Here is a 23,056-nt window from a genome sequence, read left to right as displayed (position 1 = left end):
CGGAATCACGCGGGCGAGCCATGCCCGCGGTCATGGAGAGACGTCATGCGAACCCTGCTGCAATCCCTGTTCCGCCTGCCGCGTCGTCAGAAGCGCACCATCCAGTTGATGGTGGACTGCATACTGATCGCGGCGAGCTTTCTGCTGGCCATGCTGCTGCGCCTGGAGAGCTGGACGCCTCTCTTCGAAGCGAGCACCTGGGTGGCGCTGTTGGTGCTGATTCCGCTGAGCCTGGCGATCTACGTCAGGCTGGGCTTCTATCGTGCGGTGATCCGCTATCTCGGTCCCAAGGCGATTCGCGCGGTGGTGATCGGGGTGGTGGTCTCGGCGCTGTCGCTGGCGCTGGCGAGCTACCTGTTCGCCCTGGGCATTCCGCGCAGCGTGCCGTTCATCTACGCCATGCTGGCGCTGTTGACCATCGGTGGGGTGCGTTTCGGTCTGCGTGCCATGTACCTGCGCAGTCAGATTCGCCACAAGCCGCGGGTGGTGATCTACGGTGCCGGCTCGGCGGGGCGTCAGTTGGCGGCGTCGCTCAACCACGGTCAGGAGTACCTGCCGATCGCCTTCGTCGACGATGCGCTGAGCCTGCAGAACACCTACATCGAAGGGCTCAAGGTCTATCCGCCGCGCCAGCTCGGCTATCTGGCCGATACCTACGGCGCCGAGCGCGTGCTGCTGGCCGTGCCCAGCGCCAGTCGGGCGCGGCGTCGTGAAATCCTGGCCGAGCTGGAGCCTCAGGGCTTCCCGGTGCAGACGATTCCCGGCGTGGTCGACATGGTCACCGGACGCGCCCGCATCAGCGAGGTGCGCGACGTGGCGGTGGAGGATCTGTTGGGACGTGATCCGGTGCCGCCCAATCCCACCCTGATGGATGCCAACATTCGCGGCAAGGTCGTGCTGGTGACCGGCGCGGGCGGCTCCATCGGCTCCGAGCTGTGTCGTCAGATCCTGCGGCACGCTCCCGGACGCCTGCTGCTGCTCGATATCTCCGAGTTCGCGCTCTACCGCATCGAGCAGGATCTGCTGGGCATTGCCGCCGAGGAGGGGCTCGAGGTGCGCGTCGAGGCGCTGATGGGCTCGGTGCAGCACCGTCAGCGTCTGACCACCGTGATGAAGGCCTATGAAGTGCAGACGGTCTATCACGCCGCGGCCTACAAGCACGTGCCGATGGTGGAGCACAACGTGGTCGAGGGGGTGCAGAACAACGTCTTCGGCACGCTCTCGGCAGCGCGCTCGGCGATCGATTCCGGGGTCGAGACCTTCGTACTGGTCTCCACCGACAAGGCGGTGCGACCGACCAACGTGATGGGCACCACCAAGCGCCTGGCCGAGCTGGTCTGTCAGGCCTTCGCCCGACAGCAGGAGGCCACTCGCTTCTGCATGGTGCGTTTCGGCAACGTGCTGGGCTCCAGCGGCTCGGTAGTGCCGCTGTTTCGCCAGCAGATCCAGGCCGGCGGGCCGATCACCGTGACGCACCCGGACATCACGCGCTTCTTCATGACCATTCCCGAGGCGGCTCAGCTGGTGATCCAGGCCGGGGCCATGGCCCGTGGCGGCGATGTGTTCGTGCTCGACATGGGCGAGCCGGTGCGCATCGCCGATCTGGCGCGGCAGATGGTCCGCCTGTCGGGGCTCAAGGTACGTGACGAACGCAGTCCCGACGGCGACATCGCCATCGCCTACAGCGGACTGCGCCCGGGAGAGAAGCTCTACGAGGAGCTGCTGGTGGGCGACGACGTCGCCGCCACCTCGCATCCGCGCATCATGACCGCTCAGGAAGTGTTCTGGGAGTGGCCGCGTCTCGAGAACTTCCTCGACCGCTTGTTCGAGGCATGCCGCAACTTCCACCACGACGGCATTCGGCGCTTGCTGCTCGAAGCGCCCACGGCCTACCGCCCGGAGGGCGGCATCGTCGATCTGGTATGGCTGGAGAAGCGCCGCCGCGAAGTGCTGGAGCCGGTGTCGAGCGCGGCGGTAACCCCGCTGCGACCGGTGCTCGAGCGCCATAAGTAACAGGTTTGTCTGGGGCCGTCGGACCGGGATGTCCGGCGGCTGGCCTTCATCGCAGCCGCTGCATCGCAGCGCTAAGGAAACACTGCACAAATGCCTGCGCGAGCGAATCACTGCGTTGCGCGGTGCCGAAGCGTCGGACCGTCAGAATCCTCACATATACCCCATATGCTCCGGTTCTTGTGCTCCGTGCGCCTTGTGCTTCATCTCGCTCGTCGATTTGTTCAGCGCTTCCCTAAGTCAATTAGCCCTGGTCAGTGCCCGCGATTGCTGGGCGGGGCGCCTTCATGGAGAAGAGAACATGTGTGGCATCGTAGCTGCCGTGAGTACGGACAACGTTCTGCCCATTCTGATGGAAGGACTCAAGCGCCTCGAGTACCGAGGTTACGATTCGGCGGGCGTCGCCCTGGTGGAAGCGCCCGGCAAGCTGGGCCGAGCCCGTGAGGTGGGCAAGGTGGCGGCGCTGGAGCGGTTGCTCACGGCCGCACCGCTGACCGGCATGGCCGGCGTGGCCCACACCCGCTGGGCGACCCATGGCGAGCCGAGCCAGGACAATGCGCACCCCCACGTGTCGGGGCGTGTCGCCGTGGTTCACAACGGCATCATCGAGAACCATCAGGCGCTCAAGGCCGAGCTGGTGGCCGATGGCTACGTCTTCACTTCCGCCACCGATACCGAGGTGGTGGCGCACCTGGTCGAGCGTGAGCTGAAGACCCGAGGTGAGCTGCTGGCCGCGGTCGACGCCGTGGTGGCACGTCTCGAAGGTGCTTACGCCCTAGGTGTGATCGATGCCGACAGGCCCGATCGCGTCGTCGGTGCCCGGCATGGCAGCCCCCTGGTGGTCGGCATTGCCGAGCAGGGATGCTATCTGGGCTCCGACCCCCTAGCACTGCTCAAGGTGACCGACCGCTTCATCTATCTGGATGATGGCGACCTGGTGGAGGCCACTCGTGAAGGCTGCGTCGTGCACGCGCTAGATGCCGCGGGCCGGCGCCGGCCGGTAGTGCGGGAAGTGCTGCGCTACGAACACGATGACATGGTGGCAGGCAAGGGCGAGTTCGAGCACTACATGCTCAAGGAGATTCACGAGCAGCCGGTTGCCGTGGCCAACGCGCTGGAAGGCCGGCTGGGCAGCGACCGGGTGCTGGTCGAAGCCTTCGGTCCGCGGGCTCGTACGCTACTGAGCGAAGCCCGTCAGATCCACCTGGTGGCCTGCGGCACCAGCTATCATGCCGCCATGGTAGCGCGCTACTGGATCGAATCCCTGGCCGGCGTTCCCTGTCAGGTGGAGATTGCCTCCGAGTATCGCTACCGCGACGTGGCGGCACCGCCCGGGACCCTGCTGTTGACGCTCTCCCAGTCGGGGGAGACCGCCGACACCCTGGCCGCGCTGCGCCATGCTCGCAAGTGTCGCCCGGACCGCTACATCGGGGCACTATCGATCTGCAACGTGCCGGGCAGTTCGCTGGTGCGCGAGTCCGATCTCAGCCTGATGACCCATGCCGGGCCCGAGATCGGAGTGGCGTCGACCAAGGCCTTCACTACCCAGCTGACCGCGCTGATGCTGGTAGCGCTGGGCTTGCGTCAGCTGCGTGGGGGCGATGAGGAACTGACCGCCAGAATCGTTCATCATCTGCGCTATCTGCCGACGCTGCTCGGCGATACGCTCAAGCTCGAGGGCGAGATCGCCAGCCTGGCCAAGCGCTTCTCCGATTACCGCCATACCCTGTTCCTGGGGCGGGGCGCACAGATGCCCATCGCCATGGAGGGGGCGCTGAAGCTCAAGGAGATCTCCTACATTCACGCCGAGGCCTATGCGGCGGGTGAACTGAAGCACGGTCCGCTGGCGTTGATCGATGCCAGCATGCCGGTGGTGGCGCTGGCACCCAAGGACGAACTGCTCGAGAAGCTCAAGTCCAACTTGCAGGAGGTTCGTGCCCGCGGTGGCCAGCTGCTGGTGTTTGCCGACCCGGAAAGCGGCTTGGAGCAGGGCGATGGCATGACGGTGGTAAAGGTGCCCGGTTGCTGTCGTTTCCTGGCGCCGATTGCCTATACCGTGCCGCTGCAGCTGCTCGCCTACCATGTGGCGGTGGCGCGTGGCACCGACGTGGACCAGCCCCGTAACCTGGCGAAATCCGTTACCGTGGAATAAACGACGCCATGGGGTGCGCCATTCTCTATTCTGAGAGATGACGTGTTCCGAGAGGTGGCGTGGTGGTCGGCGCCGGGGAGGCCAGGAGGGCCTGACCCCGGCGCCGCTGACGGCAGTGCATCCACGGACGAGCTTTTGCCATGATCGAAAACGATTCCTATCGACCGCTGTCCGGTACCTTGCCGCGACAGGCGAAAATGCAATGTCAGGCCTGGCTCGGTGCCGCGGCCATGCTGCTGTTGGGGGCAGGGCTGCTGGTGCTGCCTTGGGTGACCCTGGTCGGCGTGCCGCTGCTGTTGCTGGCAGCGGCCTGGCTCGCCGCCGAGAAACAGATCGAGGCCTTCCCGCAACGGGAGGACCTGCTGCTGGTCCTGGCCTTGAGCGCTCAGGGTCTGGTCTGGATCGGCATGCTGCTGGTGCATGGCGAGGGCGTAGAAGGGCTGGCCGACGCCTGGCCCTTTGCGCTTGGCCTGATCGTGCTGGTGGCCTTCTCCCGGGTACGGGTGGCAGCCACCTGGCTGTGGGGCGGTCTGGCGCTGGGCAGTTTGGCAGCCGGGAGCTGGGCGGCGTGGCAGCGCATCATCGAGCGTACCTCCCGGGCCGACGGGCATGAGCCGTTGCATGCCATTCTGTTCGGCAACCTGGGCTTGTTGATGGGGTTGCTGTGTCTGGCGGGGCTGAGCTGGTCATTTGCCCGCCGCGAGCGCTGGCCCTGGTCGCTGTTGCTGATTGCCGGCGGCCTGGCGGGGTTGATCACCTCGGCCCTGTCCGGTTCCCGTGGCGGTTGGATCGGTCTGCCGTTGGCCATCTGGGTGCTCTATCGTGGACATGGCCGGCGCCTCCCGCTGAGCTGGCGCATGACGTTGATGGCGGCGCTGGTGACCCTGCTGGGCAGTCTCTACGTGATGCCGCAGACCGGTGTCGCCTCGCGGGTCGACAATGCCGTCACCAGTCTGCGCCACTATGTGGCGGGCGATGACGACATGAACTCGGTCAGCGCCAGGCTGGAAATGTGGCGGGGTTCGTCGCAATTGATCCTGGAGCGGCCGCTGTTGGGCTGGGGTTCCAGCGGCTACCAGATCGCCATGTGGGAGCGGGGCGCCGAAGGGATGCAGCATCCCTCGCTGGCGCGCCACTGGCACGCCCACAACGAGGTGCTGGATGCCTGGGTCAAGCGCGGTGTGCCCGGGCTCATTGCCTTGCTGGGCCTCTATTTCGCTCCCCTGTGGCTGTTCGCCCGTGGGGTGGGGGCCGGCTCGGGGGAGCGCCGCGCCCTGGCCGTGGCGGGCACGCTGGTGCCGGTGGCGTTCATCGATTTCGGTTTGACCTACTGCTTTCTGGCATACCCTGCTGGAAGCCTGATCTACGCCCTGTTGATTGCCACGCTATGGGGGCTTTACCGTCAGGCGCGCTGATCGTCTGTTGAAGCGTCTCCGGCCGGTGCCAGGATCTGGCGGAAGGTCAGGCTGATGCGCAGCCCGGGAATGCGCCGGGGCAACAGCGCATGCTGCAGGTGACTCTGACAGCCGGGCCCCATGACCAGCAGGCTGTCGTGGGGCAGCCAGACGTTGAATGGCTCGCCTTCACCCCGCTTCCAGCGAAAGCGCAGCGGCCTCTCGGCGCCCAGCGAGAGGGCGGCGATGACGGGCTGGCGCCCCAACTCCGGCTCGGCGTCGCTGTGCCAGCCCATGCGCTCATGACCATCCTCATAGCGGTTCAACAGTACGCTGTTGAAGCGTACCCTCAATCCCAGTTCCTCCAGCAGAGTGGCGACCCTGTCGCGTAGCGCCGCTACCCTGGGGTGCCAGGGTTCGGGCTGGAAATCTCGCCCGGAATAGCGATAGCGGGCTTCGCCATCGCCCATCCATACCTGGCTGCGCGGTATCGGATGTTCGCGACCGTACAGCTTCAAGGCAGGACGCTGCCAGGCCAGCTCGCTGTCCAGTGTCGCGAGCGCCCGGTCGGCTTCGGATTCGCCGAGTACACCCTGGCAACGGTACAGGGCGGGTGATGCCGTGAGCCGTTGCCATTCCGCCGTCGTCATCTCTCCTGGCTCTCCTAGCGCAGTACCCGACGGGGGTCGATGGGCTTGCCGCCGAGGCGCATGTCGAACAGCAGGTCGAAACGCTCCGTGGCATTGCTGAAACCGACATCGCACAGCGGTGTGCCCCGCGTGACGCGAGCGCCGTCTGCTACCAGCACGTTGTCGCACAGGGCATAGACGCTCTGCAGGTTGTCGGCGTGGTGCACGATCACCACGCGGCCGAGCTGGCGCATGCTGCCGGCGAAGCGTACGTCGCCGTCCGCCACTGCCTTGGCCTGCGCGCCGCGGTTCGTGGCCAACAGCATCGGCTGCAGGGTGCCGTGATTGTCGGCGCCGTAGGCGCGCACGATGCGATAGTCATCCAGCGGCCAGGGCCAGTTGCGCGCCGAAGAGGGAATGTTGCCGGTAGCGGGTGGCGGTGGTGTGGAAGTCGGCGCCGGGGCGCTGGCACTGCTCGGACGGCTGGCCGCCGCACCCGACGAGCTCGCTGTAGCCGCGGCGCCGCCGCGCAGCGGTACCTGGATGACCTGGCCTACCCGCAGCCGCGTCGGCTCCACCCCGGGGTTGGCGGACTGGATACGTGCCGGCGTGGTGCCGAAGCGTCGGGCCACGGCCGAATAGGTGTCGCCGGGACGAATCTGGTAACGATAGGGGCCCCCCGAGGGCGCGCGCTCCTGCTGGGTGGGGATCAGCAGACGCTGACCCACCGCCAGACGGTTGGGATTGACGTCGGGATTGAAGCGTTGCAGACGGGCCAAGGGCACGTCGGCGCGTGCCGCAATGCTGCCCAAGGTATCGCCGCGCTGAACCACGACCCAACCGCCAGAGATGCCTGGTGCGTCGCTGCGTTGGGGGTCGCTGCTGCGCTGAACGCTGCCGCCGGGCGAGGCGCAGCCGGCCAGGAGCAATGACAGAGTGCAGAGCAGTGTCAGCGCGAGTCGAGCGCCTGGTCTTTTTCCTGCCACAGGGCGTTCAGCCATGTATGGAAGCGTTCCTTGTAGTGCGGGTCGTCATGGTAACGGCTGTCGAGCATCCATTCGGGGACGTCGAGACGTCGGGCATCGAGCGTAATCCGGCCTTCGCGGCCGCACAGGAAGCCCCAGAAGGTCGGCTGGGGATTCTCGTAGTGCAGCGTGACGTCGAGGATACCGTCGAGCTGTTCGCCCAGGTGGCTCAGCACCTGGGCGACACCACCGGCCTTGGGCCGGAGCAGGTGGCGGAATGGGCTATTTTGCGCGTCGCGCTTGGCCGGGGTAAATCGTGTGCCTTCAACGAAGTTGAAGATCGCCAGTGGCATCTCTCGGGCCCGCTCGCACATCAGCTCGGTGGCCTTGCGGTCGATGTCGGCGAGCTGGGGGCGACGCGCGATCTGCTCGCGACTGTAGCGGCGCATGAAAGGGTATTCGAGCGCCCACCAGGCAAGGCCGACGATGGGAATCCAGATGAGCTGCTGCTTGAGGAAGAAGCGCGGCATGGGAATACGCCGGTGCAGCACCATCAACAGCATGAAGATGTCGGTCCAGCTGCGGTGGTTGGAGATCACCAGCCAGCGCTGCCCGGGCGACAACCCCTCGGGTAGCGTCGCATCGAGCAGCGGTTTCAGCCAGTGGCGCATCCACCACAGGTTGCAGCCGATCCAGTTCAGCGCCACGCCATTCAAACCGCGTAGCACGATCAGGCGCAGCGGACGAGTCGGGGTGATCAGCTTGAGCAGGGTCAACAGAATCAGGGGAATCGACCAGAACAGGGTGGTGATCACCAGCAGCAGTACGCTGATTGGCCCTTTGAGGGGCGCCATACCTGACTCCTTGACCTTGGGAAGCATTGCACAAATGACTGCGCGAGCGAATCGCTCGGCGATTTGTTCAGCGCTTCCCTTGTGTGACGGTTAGGCGCACATGCTAATGGATCGTGCCGATGCTGCCCAGCCATACATTATGTGGGGGGCGACTCGCACAGCGTCGTCTGCAGCACTTCATGCAGCGCCCGTGCGGCGGTGGAGAGCTCCTGTCCGGCGCCCAGTACGATACCCACGGTGCGCCGGATCTGCGGCTCGAACAGCGGCACGCAGCGTGCGCCGAGCTCATGCATCTGTTCGCGGCACAGCGAGGGCACGGCGCTGACGCCGAGTCCGCTTGCCACCATGCGACCCACCGTGGCCAGTTGATGGCTCTCGAACGCCGCCGGCAGTTCGGACTGCTGTCTGGCCAGCGCCTGCTCCAGCAGGATGCGCACCATGGAAGGGCGTTGCAGGGTGATGAAGTCATGGGCCAGCAGTGCCTTCCAGTCGACCGACTCGGCTTCTGCCAGGGGCGAATCGGGCGGCAGCACGGCGACGAAGGTGTCGTCGAACAGCGGCAGGAAGTCGATGCCTTCGCGAGTCTCGGGCTCGAAGGCGATGCCGAGCTCGACCTGGCGTTGGCGCACCATGTCGATCACCTGCTCGTTGATCACGTCATGCACGGTCACGTTGACCCGGGGGAAGCGCAGCCGGAAGCGGCGCAATGCCCGCGGTAGCCGATTGCAGGCGATGGAAGGCATGGCGGCCAGTGCCACCCGCCCGAGTTGCAGCGTGAAACGCTGGCGCAGCAGCTCCTCGGCGTTGTCCCAGTCGGCCAGCAGGCGCTTGGCCAGAGGCAGCAGGGTCTCGCCTTCGGGGGTCAGCCTTACGCTGCGCGTGCTGCGAATCAGCAGCGGACCGCCCAGGGTCTCCTCGAGCCCCTTGATGGCCAGGCTCAATGCCGGCTGTGACAGGTGGAGTCGCTCGCAGGCCTGAGTGAAACTGAGCGTCTGGGCCACGGCCAGGAAGGCGCGCAGCTGTTTGATGGTCATGTCGTGCTGCCTATTTTATAAGCTATACATATCAATTGATAAAAAAAACAAACTTAACAAATATATTGGCGGGGTCAACACTGGTCAGGTACTTTCATTTCACCACTTCACAACAAGACGAGGCTTTGCGATGTCAGGTTTCGACAAGCGCGTGTATTCCTACGAAGAAGCGATGGACGGCATCGAAAGCGGCATGACCGTGGTTGCCGGCGGCTTCGGCCTGTGCGGGATCCCGGAAAACCTGATTGCCGAGGTCAAGCGTCGCGGCGTCAAGGATCTCACCGTCATCTCCAACAACTGCGGCGTCGACGGCTTCGGCCTGGGCCTGCTGCTGGAAGACAAGCAGATCAAGCGCTTCTACGCCTCCTACGTCGGCGAGAATGCCCTGTTCGAGCAGCAGATGCTCAACGAAGAGATCGAAGTGATCCTGACCCCCCAGGGCACCCTGGCCGAGAAGATGCGCGCCGGCGGCGCCGGGATTCCTGCCTTCTACACGGCAACCGGCTACGGCACGCCGATCGGTGAGGGCAAGGAGGTGCGCGAGTTCAACGGTCGCCATTACATCCTCGAGGAGGCGTTCCACGCCGATTTCGCCATCGTCAAAGGCTGGAAGGCCGACCGCTACGGCAACGTGGTGTATCGCGATACGGCGCAGAACTTCAACCCGCTGGCCGCTACCTGCGGCAAGATCACCGTGGTGGAGGTCGAGGAGATCGTCGAGCCGGGTGAGCTGCGCCCCGACCAGATCCATACGCCGGGTATCTACGTCGACCGCATCATCCAGGGCACTTTCGAGAAGCGTATCGAGAAGCGCACGGTGCGCGAGGGCTGAGCCCGCCACCGCAGCAGCCGACAGTAACCGGCATCGAACGTATCGCTTCTCCACCGAACACAAGAGGCAAACAAGATGGCACTGACTCGCGAACAGATGGCACAGCGCGTGGCACAAGAGCTCAAAGACGGTTTCTACGTCAACCTGGGTATCGGTATTCCCACGCTGGTGGCCAATTACGTACCGGACGGCATCGACGTGATGCTGCAATCGGAAAACGGCCTGCTCGGCATGGGGCGCTTCCCCACCGAGGACGAGGTCGATCCGGACATGATCAATGCCGGTAAGCAGACCGTGACGGCCCGCCCTGGTGCGGCCATCTTCAACTCCGCAGAATCTTTTGCCATGATCCGTGGCGGCCATGTCGACCTGACCGTGCTCGGCGCCTTCGAGGTGGATCAGGAGGGCAACATCGCCTCGTGGATGGTGCCCGGCAAGCTGATCAAGGGCATGGGCGGCGCCATGGATCTGGTGGCAGGTGCCGAGAACATCATCTGCACCATGACCCATGCCTCCAAGCACGGCGAATCCAAGCTGCTCGAGAAGTGCACGCTGCCGCTGACAGGCGCCGGTTGCATCAACCGCGTGCTCACCGACCTCGCTTACCTGGAGATCGAGAACGGCGCCTTCGTCCTCAAGGAGCGCGCCCCGGGAGTGAGCGTGGAAGAGATCGTCGAGAAGACCGCTGGCAAGCTGATCGTGCCTGACCACGTGCCGGAAATGACCTTCGACTGACGCGCCAGCGGCCCAGCAACGTACACGAGCCGATCGGCGATGCCGGTCGGTCCGGCTGAGGCACCAAGGCCCGAGCCCTCATTCAGAGCTCGGGCCTTTCCATTACTGGGGGGTGATGAATTTATGACCAGCCTGAGCGAAGCGCGCCGCTATCGGAATGTAGCTGCTTGTCACACTGTCTTGCACAGCGTTATCCACAATTTCTGTGGATAACGCGGGCGGCCCTCAGGTGATCTCGCAACGTGTGTGGTGGGGCAGCAGGAGTTCCACGGCACGCTCGTGGTCGCTGCTCAGGCGCTTCTGCATCAGGGCGAGGCCGCCCAGGCAGATACGGTGTTCGTCCCCTTCGGCGAAGGCCAGGCGCTGCGAACAGGTCGGGTAGAAGCGGTACTCGAGCAGTGGCGATACGGGGAAGATGCCGTGCTGGCGCTCTTCGCTGCCTTCGAGTCCGGCAGCCGCGAGGGCATCGTCGAGCAGCTCGAAGCGGTTGCCCAGTCGTTCGCAGTCGAAACCGGCGTGATGCACGCTGGGCCCCATGACGGCAATCCATGCTGCCAGCGGGTGGGCGTCATGGAGCGTGAGGTAATCACTCCAGCTGGGCATGGCCCAGGGACGCCCGCGGCACAGCAGGTTCTTGCCACGGGTGTCCTGAGGATGGGTGCGACTCACCAGCTCGGTCAGCTTTTCCCGCGGCTCCCGCGACAGCGTGCCGAGCTGGAGCTCCGCAAGCACCAGCCAGGTGCCATCTTCCGGCGGTGCCAGCAGACACACCAGCAGACCGCGGTCGGCCATGGCATAGCGATGCACGGGGCGGTAGCCGAGGTGGCCCAGCGTCGGCAGCATGTCCTGTGTGCTGAAGGGAGGCTGGCTGAGCGTGAGCAGGGTCAGGTATTCGACCGGTGCATCCGTCGGCCACAGGCGAAGCATTCCCACATCAGGATGATGGTGGATGTAATCGAGCCAGAGTTGCTGCAGGAATTCTTCCCGTTGCATCGTGCGGTTCCTTTGTCCGGATGCGCCTCGTATTGGACTTCAGTATAGGGGCTGGCCAGGAACGGCTTTCAACGCGGGGGGAACGTTAAACGGGAATTGAACGCTAGCGCCGGGCCGGCATCGTTACCGGCGCCAGCGCTCGGCAGGCTCATGCCATCAGGGCATTGTCGCGCACGTACTGGTCGAACTCGGTGAAGCCGCCGACGTGGTTCTGGTCGATGAAGATCTGGGGCACGGTCGACACCGGCTTGCCGATGGTCTTCTCCAGGTCGGCCTTGCTGATGCCTTCGGCCCAGATGTCCACGTAGCGGTGTCCTTCGATCACGTTGGCGCTTTCCAGGCGCTGGGCGAGGTCCTGGGCGCGCACGCAGAAGGGGCAACCGGGACGACCGAAGATGACCACGAACATAGAAGATGTCTCCTGAAGATGTTTTGTCTGGCGCCATTGTGACGGATGAGGGCTGTCGGGGCCAATAGGGCGCTGCTAGCGACACGATTGGGGCGTGCTATTGCCGCGGCGACGGCAGGCTCAGTCATACCGCAGCTCGTTGGCGTCGGCGGCGCGCAGCAGATCCCCCAGCTCGGCGTGAATCTCGGGCGCGCTGACCAGAATGTTCTCGCCGTAGAGATCTTCCGGTATGCCCTTGGGGCACGGATAGAGATGGCCGGTACGGGCCCCGGCTTCGCGGGCGATCAGCACGCCGGCGGCGAAGTCCCAGGGCGAGACGCTTTCGTAGTAGGCATCCAGACGGCCGCAGGCGACGTCGCACAGATCGAGAGCGGCGGAGCCGTTGCGGCGCACGTCCTGGCAGTGCTCCAGCACGGCCATCAGGCGGCGCATCAGCGGCGGGCGGCTGTCGCGCCGGTAGGGAAAGCCGGTAGCGACCAGGCAGCGCTGCAGGTTGCCCGTGCGGCTGGCATGGATCGGCTTACCGTTGCACCAGGCTCCTTGGCCGTAGAGGGCGGTGTAGGTTTCACCGAGAAACGGTGCATGCACCACGCCGAGACGCGTCTTGCCTTCACTGACCCAGGCAATGGAAACGGCGACGTGGCGCAGGCCGTGAGCGAAGTTGACGGTGCCGTCGATGGGGTCGATGACCCACAGTGACTCGGCCGTGCTCATCACCTCGCGGTCGGGCGCCAGCTCTTCGCTCAGTCGCTGTTCGCCGGGCAGGCTGGCCTCCAGGCGCTCGCCGATCAGGGTGTCCACGGCCACGTCCACGTCGGTGACCAGCTCCTGTCCGTTCTTGAGCTGCTGATTGAAGGCTTGGCCATTCCTGGCCGCCACGATTTTCTCGCCGGCTTCCCGGGCGATGTCGACGGCAAGTTCGAGACGCTGCTGGGGGAGCATGGGCATTCCTCGTCGCTCATGGACCTGCCAGAATAGCAGCCATGAGACGTTCTGCCGAACGGGGCGCCTATACACCTGTCCCGTATTCAGCTGTCCCGTATTCAGCTGCCCCGTATTCACCTGCATTGAAAGGAGCATGCCATGCTGGCCCCGACGCCCGAGCAGTACCGGCGCCTGAACGAGATGGCCGAGGCCTGGCGGCGGCGGCAGGGTGCCGCGCTCGAAGCGACACCGACCGCCAACCCGCTGCTGGATGTCGATGCGCTGTGCTTTCAGGCCAGCCCCGACCAAGGCGAGGCGTCTGTCGGGCGCGACTACCTGGTGGGCGCCCTCGTCAGCCCCGTCTCGCTGTCGCTGGTGCTGTTTCCTGCCTTTGCCAGCGCACGGGCACCTGCGGAAGGTGAGCGGAGAGCGTTCGATCTACCCTCGGGCCGCTATCCCTTCGTTGCCGAAGTGCTGGACGCGGATCTCTGGCTGTGGCGCTGCGAGCTGCTCGATGACCTGAGCGACCTGGAATCCCGCGAGGAGGGCAGCCGTCTGGCCCAGCGGCTGATGGAAAAGGTCATGACTCCCGCTGCTGATGGGTAAGACTTCCGGCGGGCTGGTCGTGGCAGTGACCCCCGGCTTATGCTGGGGATCAGGTCTTCCATCCTCGTGTAGAAGGATTTACCCATGAGCAATGCAACCTCTACCGTGCCACGCGTCGCCCTGGTGACGGGAACCGCCAGCGGCATCGGCGAGGCCGTGGTACACCAGTTTCGCGAGCTCGGTCACCAGGTACTGGCCGTCGACTTCAATGACCAGGCGAGGGCCAAGGCCGATGCCGTGGGTGCGGCGTTCTTTCAGGCCGATCTCAGCGACGGTGAGGCGTGCAAGGCGGCCGTGGCGGAGGCGATCAAGCGTTTCGGCAAGGTCGACATCCTGGTCAACAATGCCGGCATTCAGCACGTCTCGCCGATAGAGGACTTTCCCGAGGCCAAGTGGCGCCAGATCATCGATCTGATGCTGACGGCACCTTTCCTGCTGACCCAGGCCGCCTGGCCTTCCATGCGTGAGAACGGCTGGGGGCGTATCGTCAATATCGCCTCGGTGCATGCCCAGGTCGCCTCGCCGGGCAAGTCGGCCTATATCAGTGCCAAGCACGGCATGATCGGGCTGACCAAGACGGCGGCGCTGGAGGGCGGCCCCCAGGGCATCACTGCCAATGCCATCTGTCCGGCCTACGTGAAGACACCGCTGGTGGAGAATCAGATCGCCGATCAGGCCCGCTTGCACGACATGGACGAACAGGACGTGGTGGAGCAGATCATGCTCAAGAATGCCGCGGTGAAGCGCCTGATCGATCCCGAGGAAGTGTCGGCGCTGGTGGCCTACCTGGCCTCGGATGCGGCAGGCGCGGTGACGGGCTCGAGCTGGAATATTGATCTGGGTTGGACGGCCCAGTGAGTCCTGTCGAAATGCCCCTTAACCGCCCATGGGTTTACGCCGAGCTGCAAAGCGGCGGTTGGGGATAGTCCGAAGAGGATGTCCTGCGCCAGGGATGGCGCCGGTAGCGTCCAGGGATGGATTTACAGCGCATCCTCGAAGGACTATGCCCAACAAAAGCCGCGTCCGCTATAAGAACTACCGTCGCACCGGGCGTTTCTGCAGTTTGCGTTGCAGGGTGCGGCGGTGCATGCCCAGGGCACGGGCGGTGGCGGAGATGTTGCCGTCGTGCTCCTGCAGTACTTTCTGGATGTGCTCCCAGGCGATGCGGTTGATCGAGGGCGGCGATTCCGCCACTTCGGCATCCGGATCGCCCTGCTGCTGGTCGAGGGCGGTGAGGATCTCGTCGGCGTCGGCCGGCTTGCACAGGTAGTTGACGGCGCCGAGCTTGATCGCCTCCACCGCGGTGGCGATGCTCGAATAGCCCGTCAGCACCACGATGCGGCAACTGGGCACCACGTTGAGCAGCTCAGGCAGCAATTTCAGGCCCGAGCTGTGCTCTAGCTTGAGGTCCAGGGTGGCCAGCTCGGGACGGTGGCGGCGGGCCAGGCTCAGCGCCTGTTCCGCGTCGTGGGCCACCAGCACCTCGTATCCGCGCCTGCCCAGGGCGCGTGACAGCACGTGACAGAACATTTCGTCGTCATCGACGATCAGCAGGCGTGTTTCGGCGTCTTGCATGGCGTCCTCGTCGCTCAGGGCTCGCTGTGCGGCAGGATCACTTCGGTCAGCGTCCCCCCGTCAGGATGATTATACAGGCTAACACCGCCGCCGAAGCGGTTGATGGTGGCGTGGGTCAGGAACAGGCCGATGCCGAGCCCCTTGCTCTTGGTCGAGACGAAGGTTTCGCCTAGTTGGTCAGCGATGTCCAGGCTGACGCCGGGGCCGTGGTCGCGAATGTCGATGATGGCCTCTTCGTCGTTCCAGTCCAGGCGAATGCTGACGTCGTCGGGGTTGGCATCGGCAGCGTTGTTGAGCAGGTTGGTGATGGCCTGATCCAGCGTGGTGTCGACCTTGAGCCAGGGCGTGCCGCGCTGCTCGGCGATCTCCAGGCGGTGGCTGACGTCGGGACGCAGCACCAGCCAGCGCTGCACCACGCCTTGCAGCCACTCGCGGGCATCGCACACCTCGGGTTCGGCCATGCGTCTGCGGTCGGTGCTTTCCACCAGGTGGCGCAGGCGCGACTTGCACACGTCCACCTGGCGGCGCAGCAGTTCGATGTCCTCGATCAGGGCGGGGTCGTTCTTGGCGTCTTCGCGCATCTCGCTGAGCAGTACCGCCATCGTCGACAGCGGTGTGCCCAGTTCGTGGGCGGTGCCGGCCGCCTGGGTGGCCACCGCTACGATCTGCTCGTTGCGCAGCGCCGCTTCGCGGGTCTGGGACAGGGCCCGCTCACGGCTGCGCAGGGCGTGGGCCATCTTGTAGATGAAGAAGGTCACCAGACCCGCCGAGAGACCGAAGTTGATCCACATGCCGAGGATGTGAAGATTGACCCCCACGGCGTCGTAGTAGTGGGCGAACTGAGGGACCGGGTGGTAGACCCACATCAGCAAGGTGTACGACCCCATGGCGGCGCTGGCGATGATCCAGGCGTAGCGCCAGGGCAGGGTGGCGGCGGCGATGGTCACCGGTACCAGGTAGTAGTTGATGAAGGGGTTGCTGGAGCCGCCGGTGAGATAGAACAACAGGGTCAGGCCGATGGTGTCGGCCAGCAGATGCAGCACGTACTCGGTGTGGCTGACCGCCCACTGGCGGCCCAGGCGCCACCAGGTGAAGAGGTTGACAAGCCCCATGCAGACGATCACCCCGATCACTGCCGCCACTTCGATCTCGAAATGCAGCAGTTCGACGCCGACGATGGTGGCGATCAGAAAGCCGGTCCAGGTGATGCCGCGTACCAGGGTCAGACGCACCAGGTTGCGGCTGGGGGTCGAGAGCGGCAGGGGCGGGGCGGTTGGCATGAGGGCTCCAGCGAAGAATCCGCCCACATGATACCTTGTCGTGCCTGCCGGCGGGCAGGTGGACGGCCTTGGCATGCGCTTTCGGCACGACTGGCCTACAACTGCGCGGGGCAAAGCCGTAGAATGCGGCCCACTGCTCATTCACGCACTGCCGCAGGCGGTGCCACTAGACGAATTCGAGACTGATGTCAGACGCCGATCTGGCCCGCGAAGTCGGGCTGCGTAGAACCTTTGCGATCATCTCGCACCCCGACGCGGGCAAGACCACCATCACCGAGAAGATGCTGCTGTTCGGAAATGCGATCCAGCTGGCCGGCTCGGTGAAGAGCAAGCGCAACGACCGCCACGCCACGTCCGATTGGATGAAGATGGAGCAGGAGCGGGGCATCTCCGTGACCACCTCGGTGATGCAGTTCCCCTACGGCGGCCGCATGGTCAACCTGCTCGACACCCCGGGTCACGAGGACTTCTCCGAGGATACCTACCGCACGCTGACGGCGGTGGACTCGGCGCTGATGGTCATCGACGGCGCCAAGGGCGTCGAGGACCGTACCATCAAGCTGATGGAGGTCTGTCGCCTGCGCACCACGCCGATTCTCACCTTCGTCAACAAGATGGACCGCGACATCCGCGATCCCATCGAGGTGATGGACGAGGTGGAGACGGTGCTGAACATCCAGTGCGCGCCGATGACCTGGCCGATCGGCATGGGTCGTCACTTCAAGGGGGTCTACCACCTCTACAACGACGTGATCCATCTCTATACCCAGGGCCAGGGCAGCCGTATCCCCGATGACAAGCGCATCGAGGGACTCGACAACCCCGAGGTCGACACGGTGCTCGGCGCGGAAGCGGCCGAGGAACTGCGCATGGAGGTGGAGCTGGTCCGTGGCGCTTCCCATGAGTTCGATCTCGAGGCCTACCGCCGCGGCGAGCTGACCCCAGTCTACTTCGGTACCGCCATGGGCAACTTCGGCGTGCGCGAGATGCTCGACGGCTTCGTCGAGTATGCCCCACCGCCGCAGCCCCGCGAGACCGATACCCGCACCGTCGAGGCCAACGACAGCCGCTTCACCGGCTTCGTGTTCAAGATCCAGGCCAACATGGACCCGAAGCATCGCGACCGTATCGCCTTCCTGCGGGTCTGTTCCGGCAAGTACGAGAAGAACATGAAGATGCGCCACGTGCGCATCGGCAAGGACGTCAAGATCGCCGACGCCCTGACTTTCATGGCCTCCGACCGTGCCCACGTGGAAGAGGCCTGGCCCGGCGACATCATCGGCCTGCACAACCACGGCACCATCCAGATCGGCGATACTTTCACCATGGGCGAGGACATGCGCTTCACCGGCATTCCCCACTTCGCCCCGGAGCTGTTCAAGCGCGTGCAGCTGAAGGATCCGCTCAAGCTCAAGGCGCTGCAGAAGGGCCTGCAGCAGCTCTCCGAGGAGGGCGCGACCCAGCTGTTCCAGCCGCTGGACAACAACGACTTGATCCTCGGCGCCGTGGGTACCCTGCAGTTCGACGTGGTCGCTCACCGGCTCAAGGAGGAGTACAAGGTCGACTGCGTCTACGAGCCGGTCAACGTGCAGACCGCGCGCTGGATCTACTGCGACGATGCCAAGAAGCTCGAGGAGTTCAAGCGCAAGGCGAGCGCCAACCTGGCGCTGGATGGCGGCGGTTACCTGACCTACATTGCCCCCACGAGGGTCAATCTGCAGATGACCCAGGAGCGCTGGCCGGAGATACGTTTCGCCGCAACCCGCGAACACTAGCCACCATCCCTTCGTCAGGGACGACGAAGAAGCTGCCAAGGAGAGCGACGTGCTGATCGATGCCCACTGCCATCTCGACTTCGAGGCCTTCGACGACGACCGCGAGGCGATGTTCGAACGCGCCAGGGCGGCCGGTATCGGTCATTTCCTGGTGCCGGGCACCACCCGCGAGCGCTGGCCCGCCGTGCTGGCGCTGGGCGCGCGTGACGACGTGCACGTCAGTCTGGGGCTGCATCCCTACTTCATGCACGAACACGGCGAAGGCGACGTCGAAGCACTGGCTGGCCTACTGGACGAACACCCCGAAGTGCGGGCGCTAGGCGAGTGCGGTATCGATGCGCGCTTCGAGGAGACCCTCGACGACCAGTGGCAGCTGTTCGATGCCCAACTGCGGCTGGCCAAGGCGCGCCGGCTGCCGGTGGTGATTCACTGCGTGCATGCCAACGACAAGGTCTCCAAGCGCCTGCGCCAGCTCGACCTGCCGGCGGGCGGCTTGATTCACGCCTTCGCCGGCTCGCCGGACCAGGCCTGGAAGTTTCTCGATCTCGGCTTCGTGGTGGGGCTGGGCGGTGCGGTCACCTACGAGCGCGCTCAGCGCCTGTGGCGCGCAGTGAAGAGCCTGCCCGAGGATGGCTTCGTGCTGGAGACCGATAGCCCCGACATGCCGCTGTGCGGCTACCAGGGGCAGCGCAACGAGCCGGCGCGGATCGTTCAGGTATGCGAGATGGTGGCAAAGCTACGCGGCGAGACGCCCGAGGCGGTCGCCGCACAAAGTACGGCGACCGCGGTGAGAGTCTTCGGCTTGGACCTGGGCGAGGGTGCGGCCTAGGCCAGACTCTCCGGATCGAGCCGTTCGATCGGGTAGGGCAGAGGAAGCGGGGTCACGCTACGATTCTCGATGCTGAGCGGGCCGATCTCCTCACGGGTGGTCAGCACGGCGAGCAGCTCGACGCCACCCTCGTTGTCGCACTCCGCGGCGATCACTTCGCCGGTGTTCTTGCCATTCTCGTCGACGATGGCGCTGCCCAGTTCCGGCAACTGCTCGCCCTCGAGCCGACAGTGGGCCAGACGCTTCTTCACCTGGCCGCGAAAGTGCGCGCGAGCCACCACCTCCTGGCCGGTGTAGCAGCCCTTTTTGAAGCTGATGCCACCCAGCGCCTCCCAGTTGATCATCTGCGGCAGCAGGGCGTCCTGGTGGGCGGCAGTGAGCCAGGCGAGCCCGGCCCGGATGTCCTGCAGGCACCACTCGGCGTTGCCTACCAGGGTCGCTTGATCGTTCAGGGCGCTGGCCGTTGCGATAGCCTGCTCCCGGGGTAGGCAGATCAACACGCGTGGCTGCGGCCCGGGATGAGCCAGTAGCTGGCGCTCCTCATCGCCGGCCTGATGCCACAGGCTGGGGGCTGCTGTGTCGAGATACCCGGCCGCGACGGCCGGTGCGTCGGCACCGATCAATCCCAGCAGGGCCAGGTCGTCGCGTATCGCGAGTTCGCTCTTGTAGAACGGGGCGAACTTCTTCAGGTGATCGCGCAGCGGCTCCACCAGGTCACGGTGCAGGATCAGACGGTAGCGTTCGGGGCTGATGCGCAGCAGCTGGGCGTTAGCCAGCATGCGGCCCTTGGCGTTGCAGAAACAGGTCAAGGGTGCGAAGTCGCCCTTGGCCAGCTCGACCTGAGCGCTGGTCTGGCCCTGCAGCAGCTTGTCGGCAGCCTTGCCGACCACGTCGAGTACGGCGAGGTGGACGAGTGGCGTCACCTTGACGTTCGCCGCGGCCTGCTGGACCGGCTCGCCGATCTCGAACTCGACCCGTGAATCGCTCGTACGGCGCCCCTCCAGGGCGGTTGTCCAATCACTCATTATGCCTGTGGCTCCAGGTCGTCATGTCGGGGGTATATCGTTCGGTATGCGGGCGGCGAGGGCGGATTGCAAGCGGTGTCGCACCGCAACGCTCATGTTAGACTGCTTATTACCTTATTCCACGCTAGGGAGTCATGCATGCCGCATCAATCGCTCGATTTCACCGGTGTGGAAAACGCCGAACAGGTGAATCGCATTACTACCGCCCTGATGATGGTGGATGGGGTGGAGAGTGCCGAGGTGGGGCGCCACGGTGCCGAGGTGGAAGGTCGCGTCAGTCGCGAGGCGCTGATCCGTGCCGTCGAGGCGCTCAAGCTGCCCATCCAGGTCAAGTAACACCCATCCAGCCGCACCCATCCAGCTGCAAGAGCGGAGCGTACAATGAAAGAGACCATCGAGATCGTCAGCGAGCGGAATCGTATCTTGCGCCAGCGGGTGCGGATAGCGGGCTTCGAGGACCTTTACGTCGACGTACCCAAGGCTTTCGGCGGTGAGGAGAGCGCCCCCGACCCCCACGACTATTTCGACCTCTCGCTGGGTGCCTGCAAGGCGATCACGGCGCAGATGTACGCCCAGCGCAAGCAGTGGCCGCTGGAGGGCGTCAGCGTCAGGGTCAATCGCGACGTCAGCGATGAACGCAAGGGCATTTATCGACTCGAAGTGGTGATGACCTTCCACGGCATCGAGGACGAGGCGCAGCGCCTGCGGCTGGAGGAGATCAGCCACAAGTGCCCCATCCACCGCCTCATGACCAGTTCCACCGTGGAAGTCACCACGCGCAGTGCCGTCGACGCGGCATGATGGCCGCCACGCTCCTATACTCACGGAGCTGCAGTGCTGAAGCATGGTCTTGAAGCATAGACCTGATGCACGGACCAAGACGAACCATTGAGACAGCAGGCGCCCCAGGGCGCCTGCTGCATGCCTGGAGCCGCGATGAGCAAGCCGTTTCGCCTCAATTCGAAGTTCAAGCCTGCCGGCGATCAGCCAGCCGCCATCGAAGGCCTGGTGAAGGGGCTGGAGGCGGGCCTGGCCCATCAGACCCTGCTCGGCGTGACCGGCTCGGGCAAGACCTTCACCATGGCCAACGTGGTGGAGCGGCTGCAGCGCCCGACCATCGTCATGGCGCCCAACAAGACGTTGGCGGCACAGCTCTACGGCGAGTTCAAGTCGTTCTTCCCCGACAACGCCATCGAGTACTTCGTCTCCTATTACGACTACTACCAGCCGGAGGCGTACGTCCCCTCGTCGGACACCTTCATCGAGAAGGACGCTTCGATCAACGATCACATCGAGCAGATGCGGCTCTCGGCGACCAAGGCCCTGCTCGAGCGGCGCGATGCGCTGATCGTGGTCTCGGTCTCGGCGATCTACGGCCTGGGCGATCCCGACCAGTACCTGAAGATGCGTCTGCACTTCACCCGCGGCGAGCTGATCGATCAGCGCCGCTTCCTGCGACGCCTGGCGGAGCTGCAGTACACCCGCAACGACATGGACTTCAAGCGCGCTACCTACCGAGTGCGCGGCGACGTGATCGACATCTATCCGGCCGATTCCGACGAAGAGGCGGTGCGGGTGGAGCTGTTCGGCGACGAGATCGACTCGATTCGCTTGTTCGATCCGCTTACCGGCGAAACCCGCGGCGAGGTGCCGCGCATGACGATCTATCCCAAGAGCCACTACGTGACGCCGCGGGAAACGATCCTCTCCGCCGCCGAGGCGATCAAACTCGAGCTGGTCGAGCGCCTCGAGTGGCTGCGCAAGAACGACCGCCTGGTGGAGGCGCAGCGCCTCGAGCAGCGCACCCTTTACGACCTGGAGATGATGAACGAGCTGGGCTACTGCAACGGCATCGAGAACTACTCGCGCTACCTTTCAGGGCGCAATCCCGGCGAGCCGCCGCCCACCTTCTTCGACTACCTGCCCGACGACGCGCTGCTGTTCATCGACGAATCCCACGTCAGCGTTCCCCAGGTGGGCGGCATGTACAAGGGCGACCGCTCGCGCAAGGAGACGCTGGTGGAGTACGGCTTCCGCCTGCCCTCGGCGCTGGACAACCGCCCCATGACCTTCGAGGAGTGGGAGAGCATCTCTCCGCAGACGATCTTCGTTTCGGCCACGCCGGGGCCCTACGAGGCCGAGCACGCCGGCCAGGTGGTGGAGCAGGTGGTGCGTCCCACCGGCCTGGTCGACCCGGAGATCGAGGTGCGCCCGGCCTCGACCCAGGTCGATGATCTGCTCTCCGAGATCCGCCTGCGTACCGAAGTGGGCGAGCGGGTGCTGGTCACTACCCTGACCAAGCGCATGGCCGAGGATCTCACCGAATATCTCGACGAGCATGGCGTGCGGGTGCGCTACCTGCACTCCGACATCGACACCGTGGAGCGGGTCGAGATCATCCGCGACCTGCGTCTGGGCAACTTCGACGTACTGGTGGGTATCAACCTGCTGCGTGAGGGGCTCGACATTCCCGAGGTATCGTTGGTGGCGATCCTCGATGCCGACAAGGAGGGCTTCCTGCGCAACGAGCGTTCGCTGATCCAGACCATCGGCCGCGCGGCACGCAACGCCAACGGCAAGGCGATCCTCTATGCCGACCGCATGACCGACTCCATGCGTCGTGCCATCGACGAGACCGAGCGGCGCCGCGCCAAGCAGATCGCCCACAACGAGAAGCACGGCATCACGCCGACTACCGTGACCCGCTCGGTGGCCGACATCATGGAGGCGGCTCAGGCGCCGGGGCGCAAGGGCAAGGGACGGCGCAGCGAGCGCAAGGTGGCCGAGGGCGCGGCGGTCTACGATCTCGGCGAACTCTCGCCGACCGATCTGGCCAAGGAGGTCTCGCGGGTCGAGGACGCCATGTTCGAAGCGGCCCAGAACCTGGAGTTCGAGGAGGCGGCCAGGCTGCGCGACCGGCTGCATGAGCTCAAGGAGCGGCAGCTGGCGCTGGGGTAGTCCGCCCGCTCGAGGCTTTCCGTCGACAGGGCTTGAGGGGGCGCTGTCCCCGGCGCTTCTCGCTGCGTTCCCGCTTT

General features: G+C 65.0%; 22 protein-coding genes. 12 read left to right on the top strand and 10 right to left on the bottom strand.

All coding sequences use genetic code 11. The features are described 5' to 3' along the window. Nucleotides 1-45: 45 nt before the first annotated feature. The 3 genes from HOP59_RS11680 to HOP59_RS11670 all read left to right on the top strand — a co-directional run bounded on the left by HOP59_RS11680 (nucleotide 46) and on the right by HOP59_RS11670 (nucleotide 5,577). Nucleotides 46-2,013, top strand: coding sequence for a polysaccharide biosynthesis protein (locus tag HOP59_RS11680; protein WP_234254065.1), 1,968 nt, complete (start codon nucleotides 46-48; stop codon nucleotides 2,011-2,013). Nucleotides 2,014-2,311: 298 nt separating this feature from the next. After that, nucleotides 2,312-4,162 carry a glutamine--fructose-6-phosphate transaminase (isomerizing) gene (gene glmS / locus HOP59_RS11675; RefSeq protein WP_234254064.1) on the top strand — a complete coding sequence of 617 codons (1,851 nt, stop codon included), beginning with the start codon at nucleotides 2,312-2,314 and terminating at the stop codon, nucleotides 4,160-4,162. Nucleotides 4,163-4,302: 140 nt separating this feature from the next. Next, on the top strand, nucleotides 4,303-5,577 hold the full coding sequence (locus HOP59_RS11670) for an O-antigen ligase family protein (RefSeq protein WP_234254063.1): 1,275 nt from the start codon (nucleotides 4,303-4,305) through the stop codon (nucleotides 5,575-5,577). Here the strand turns inward: HOP59_RS11670 and HOP59_RS11665 are convergent. The 4 genes from HOP59_RS11665 to HOP59_RS11650 form a co-directional block, all read right to left on the bottom strand. Then, nucleotides 5,565-6,206, bottom strand: a complete 642-nt coding sequence (locus HOP59_RS11665) for an alpha-ketoglutarate-dependent dioxygenase AlkB family protein (protein ID WP_234254062.1) — start codon at nucleotides 6,204-6,206, stop codon at nucleotides 5,565-5,567. The two genes, HOP59_RS11670 and HOP59_RS11665, sit on opposite strands and share 13 nt — an antisense overlap. Nucleotides 6,207-6,220: 14 nt before the next feature. Continuing rightward, nucleotides 6,221-7,186, bottom strand: coding sequence for a LysM peptidoglycan-binding domain-containing protein (locus HOP59_RS11660; protein WP_234254061.1), 966 nt, complete (start codon nucleotides 7,184-7,186; stop codon nucleotides 6,221-6,223). Beyond that, complete coding sequence (locus HOP59_RS11655; RefSeq protein WP_234254060.1) at nucleotides 7,135-8,004, bottom strand: acyltransferase; 870 nt, start codon at nucleotides 8,002-8,004, stop codon at nucleotides 7,135-7,137. Before HOP59_RS11655 ends, HOP59_RS11660 begins: the two co-directional genes overlap by 52 nt. Nucleotides 8,005-8,141: 137 nt before the next feature. Then, nucleotides 8,142-9,038, bottom strand: a complete 897-nt coding sequence (locus HOP59_RS11650; protein WP_234254059.1) for a LysR family transcriptional regulator — start codon at nucleotides 9,036-9,038, stop codon at nucleotides 8,142-8,144. Nucleotides 9,039-9,168: 130 nt separating this feature from the next. Between HOP59_RS11650 and HOP59_RS11645 the strand changes: the two genes are divergently transcribed. Together HOP59_RS11645 and HOP59_RS11640 are read left to right on the top strand one after the other, a co-directional pair. Then, a complete protein-coding gene (locus HOP59_RS11645) occupies nucleotides 9,169-9,870 on the top strand; it encodes a CoA transferase subunit A (RefSeq protein WP_010628650.1) in 702 nt (233 codons plus the stop codon). 75 nt (nucleotides 9,871-9,945) lie between these two features. Beyond that, entirely contained in the window at nucleotides 9,946-10,605 is a 660-nt protein-coding gene (locus tag HOP59_RS11640; RefSeq protein WP_010628649.1) for a CoA transferase subunit B, read from the top strand. Between the two features lie 225 nt (nucleotides 10,606-10,830). Here HOP59_RS11640 and HOP59_RS11635 read toward each other — a convergent pair whose 3' ends face one another. The 3 genes from HOP59_RS11635 to HOP59_RS11625 all read right to left on the bottom strand — a co-directional run bounded on the left by HOP59_RS11635 (nucleotide 10,831) and on the right by HOP59_RS11625 (nucleotide 12,949). After that, a complete protein-coding gene (locus HOP59_RS11635; RefSeq protein WP_234254058.1) occupies nucleotides 10,831-11,598 on the bottom strand; it encodes a VOC family protein in 768 nt (255 codons plus the stop codon). A 148-nt stretch (nucleotides 11,599-11,746) separates the two neighbouring features. Further along, nucleotides 11,747-12,007, bottom strand: coding sequence for a GrxA family glutaredoxin (locus HOP59_RS11630; RefSeq protein ID WP_086511371.1), 261 nt, complete (start codon nucleotides 12,005-12,007; stop codon nucleotides 11,747-11,749). 120 nt (nucleotides 12,008-12,127) lie between these two features. Continuing rightward, nucleotides 12,128-12,949: an inositol monophosphatase family protein gene (locus HOP59_RS11625; RefSeq protein ID WP_234254057.1), complete on the bottom strand. Its 822-nt coding sequence runs from the start codon at nucleotides 12,947-12,949 to the stop codon at nucleotides 12,128-12,130. Nucleotides 12,950-13,090: 141 nt separating this feature from the next. Between HOP59_RS11625 and hybE the strand changes: the two genes are divergently transcribed. Both hybE and HOP59_RS11615 read left to right on the top strand, forming a co-directional pair. After that, nucleotides 13,091-13,537 (top strand): [NiFe]-hydrogenase assembly chaperone HybE, encoded by a 447-nt coding sequence (gene hybE / locus HOP59_RS11620; protein ID WP_234254056.1) that lies wholly within the window; start codon nucleotides 13,091-13,093, stop codon nucleotides 13,535-13,537. An 84-nt stretch (nucleotides 13,538-13,621) separates the two neighbouring features. Next, nucleotides 13,622-14,395: a 3-hydroxybutyrate dehydrogenase gene (locus HOP59_RS11615; protein WP_234254055.1), complete on the top strand. Its 774-nt coding sequence runs from the start codon at nucleotides 13,622-13,624 to the stop codon at nucleotides 14,393-14,395. 177 nt (nucleotides 14,396-14,572) lie between these two features. Here the strand turns inward: HOP59_RS11615 and HOP59_RS11610 are convergent, their stop codons facing one another. Both HOP59_RS11610 and HOP59_RS11605 read right to left on the bottom strand, forming a co-directional pair. Next, nucleotides 14,573-15,112 carry a response regulator transcription factor gene (locus HOP59_RS11610; protein WP_234254054.1) on the bottom strand — a complete coding sequence of 180 codons (540 nt, stop codon included), beginning with the start codon at nucleotides 15,110-15,112 and terminating at the stop codon, nucleotides 14,573-14,575. Nucleotides 15,113-15,126: 14 nt separating this feature from the next. Then, nucleotides 15,127-16,392, bottom strand: coding sequence for an ATP-binding protein (locus tag HOP59_RS11605; RefSeq protein WP_234254053.1), 1,266 nt, complete (start codon nucleotides 16,390-16,392; stop codon nucleotides 15,127-15,129). Between the two features lie 185 nt (nucleotides 16,393-16,577). On the opposite strand from HOP59_RS11605, the gene HOP59_RS11600 reads away from it, so the two are divergent. Next, nucleotides 16,578-18,167, top strand: a complete 1,590-nt coding sequence (locus HOP59_RS11600; protein ID WP_234254052.1) for a peptide chain release factor 3 — start codon at nucleotides 16,578-16,580, stop codon at nucleotides 18,165-18,167. A gap of 49 nt (nucleotides 18,168-18,216) precedes the next feature. Next, the gene (locus HOP59_RS11595) at nucleotides 18,217-18,996 is read left to right on the top strand and encodes a TatD family hydrolase (protein ID WP_234254051.1); all 780 of its coding nucleotides are present in this window, start codon (nucleotides 18,217-18,219) and stop codon (nucleotides 18,994-18,996) included. Here the strand turns inward: HOP59_RS11595 and ygfZ are convergent. After that, nucleotides 18,993-20,021: a CAF17-like 4Fe-4S cluster assembly/insertion protein YgfZ gene (ygfZ, locus tag HOP59_RS11590; protein WP_234254050.1), complete on the bottom strand. Its 1,029-nt coding sequence runs from the start codon at nucleotides 20,019-20,021 to the stop codon at nucleotides 18,993-18,995. The two genes, HOP59_RS11595 and ygfZ, sit on opposite strands and share 4 nt — an antisense overlap. A gap of 138 nt (nucleotides 20,022-20,159) precedes the next feature. Between ygfZ and HOP59_RS11585 the strand changes: the two genes are divergently transcribed. From HOP59_RS11585 to uvrB, 3 genes are all read left to right on the top strand, one after another. Next, nucleotides 20,160-20,357 (top strand): hypothetical protein, encoded by a 198-nt coding sequence (locus HOP59_RS11585; RefSeq protein ID WP_103968000.1) that lies wholly within the window; start codon nucleotides 20,160-20,162, stop codon nucleotides 20,355-20,357. 45 nt (nucleotides 20,358-20,402) lie between these two features. Further along, a complete protein-coding gene (locus HOP59_RS11580; protein WP_234254049.1) occupies nucleotides 20,403-20,822 on the top strand; it encodes an OsmC family protein in 420 nt (139 codons plus the stop codon). Nucleotides 20,823-20,957: 135 nt separating this feature from the next. Then, a complete protein-coding gene (gene uvrB, locus HOP59_RS11575) occupies nucleotides 20,958-22,979 on the top strand; it encodes an excinuclease ABC subunit UvrB (RefSeq protein ID WP_234254048.1) in 2,022 nt (673 codons plus the stop codon). Nucleotides 22,980-23,056 lie beyond the last annotated feature (77 nt).

This window comes from Billgrantia aerodenitrificans (genome assembly GCF_021404405.1).
Lineage (GTDB): Bacteria > Pseudomonadota > Gammaproteobacteria > Pseudomonadales > Halomonadaceae > Halomonas > Halomonas aerodenitrificans.
Note: the sequence above shows the minus strand (reverse complement) of the source record. Positions and strands in the feature narration are given on the sequence as shown.

What these genes read in the sequence shown, in the direction of transcription:
- HOP59_RS11680 (WP_234254065.1), top strand. Translation starts at nt 46, where the DNA reads ATGCGAACCCTGCTGCAATCCCTGTTCCGCCTGCCGCGTCGTCAGAAG.
- glmS (WP_234254064.1), top strand. Translation starts at nt 2,312, where the DNA reads ATGTGTGGCATCGTAGCTGCCGTGAGTACGGACAACGTTCTGCCCATT.
- HOP59_RS11670 (WP_234254063.1), top strand. Translation starts at nt 4,303, where the DNA reads ATGATCGAAAACGATTCCTATCGACCGCTGTCCGGTACCTTGCCGCGA.
- HOP59_RS11665 (WP_234254062.1), bottom strand. Translation starts at nt 6,206, where the DNA reads ATGACGACGGCGGAATGGCAACGGCTCACGGCATCACCCGCCCTGTAC.
- HOP59_RS11660 (WP_234254061.1), bottom strand. Translation starts at nt 7,186, where the DNA reads ATGGCTGAACGCCCTGTGGCAGGAAAAAGACCAGGCGCTCGACTCGCG.
- HOP59_RS11655 (WP_234254060.1), bottom strand. Translation starts at nt 8,004, where the DNA reads ATGGCGCCCCTCAAAGGGCCAATCAGCGTACTGCTGCTGGTGATCACC.
- HOP59_RS11650 (WP_234254059.1), bottom strand. Translation starts at nt 9,038, where the DNA reads ATGACCATCAAACAGCTGCGCGCCTTCCTGGCCGTGGCCCAGACGCTC.
- HOP59_RS11645 (WP_010628650.1), top strand. Translation starts at nt 9,169, where the DNA reads ATGTCAGGTTTCGACAAGCGCGTGTATTCCTACGAAGAAGCGATGGAC.
- HOP59_RS11640 (WP_010628649.1), top strand. Translation starts at nt 9,946, where the DNA reads ATGGCACTGACTCGCGAACAGATGGCACAGCGCGTGGCACAAGAGCTC.
- HOP59_RS11635 (WP_234254058.1), bottom strand. Translation starts at nt 11,598, where the DNA reads ATGCAACGGGAAGAATTCCTGCAGCAACTCTGGCTCGATTACATCCAC.
- HOP59_RS11630 (WP_086511371.1), bottom strand. Translation starts at nt 12,007, where the DNA reads ATGTTCGTGGTCATCTTCGGTCGTCCCGGTTGCCCCTTCTGCGTGCGC.
- HOP59_RS11625 (WP_234254057.1), bottom strand. Translation starts at nt 12,949, where the DNA reads ATGCTCCCCCAGCAGCGTCTCGAACTTGCCGTCGACATCGCCCGGGAA.
- hybE (WP_234254056.1), top strand. Translation starts at nt 13,091, where the DNA reads ATGCTGGCCCCGACGCCCGAGCAGTACCGGCGCCTGAACGAGATGGCC.
- HOP59_RS11615 (WP_234254055.1), top strand. Translation starts at nt 13,622, where the DNA reads ATGAGCAATGCAACCTCTACCGTGCCACGCGTCGCCCTGGTGACGGGA.
- HOP59_RS11610 (WP_234254054.1), bottom strand. Translation starts at nt 15,112, where the DNA reads ATGCAAGACGCCGAAACACGCCTGCTGATCGTCGATGACGACGAAATG.
- HOP59_RS11605 (WP_234254053.1), bottom strand. Translation starts at nt 16,392, where the DNA reads ATGCCAACCGCCCCGCCCCTGCCGCTCTCGACCCCCAGCCGCAACCTG.
- HOP59_RS11600 (WP_234254052.1), top strand. Translation starts at nt 16,578, where the DNA reads ATGTCAGACGCCGATCTGGCCCGCGAAGTCGGGCTGCGTAGAACCTTT.
- ygfZ (WP_234254050.1), bottom strand. Translation starts at nt 20,021, where the DNA reads ATGAGTGATTGGACAACCGCCCTGGAGGGGCGCCGTACGAGCGATTCA.
- HOP59_RS11585 (WP_103968000.1), top strand. Translation starts at nt 20,160, where the DNA reads ATGCCGCATCAATCGCTCGATTTCACCGGTGTGGAAAACGCCGAACAG.
- HOP59_RS11580 (WP_234254049.1), top strand. Translation starts at nt 20,403, where the DNA reads ATGAAAGAGACCATCGAGATCGTCAGCGAGCGGAATCGTATCTTGCGC.
- uvrB (WP_234254048.1), top strand. Translation starts at nt 20,958, where the DNA reads ATGAGCAAGCCGTTTCGCCTCAATTCGAAGTTCAAGCCTGCCGGCGAT.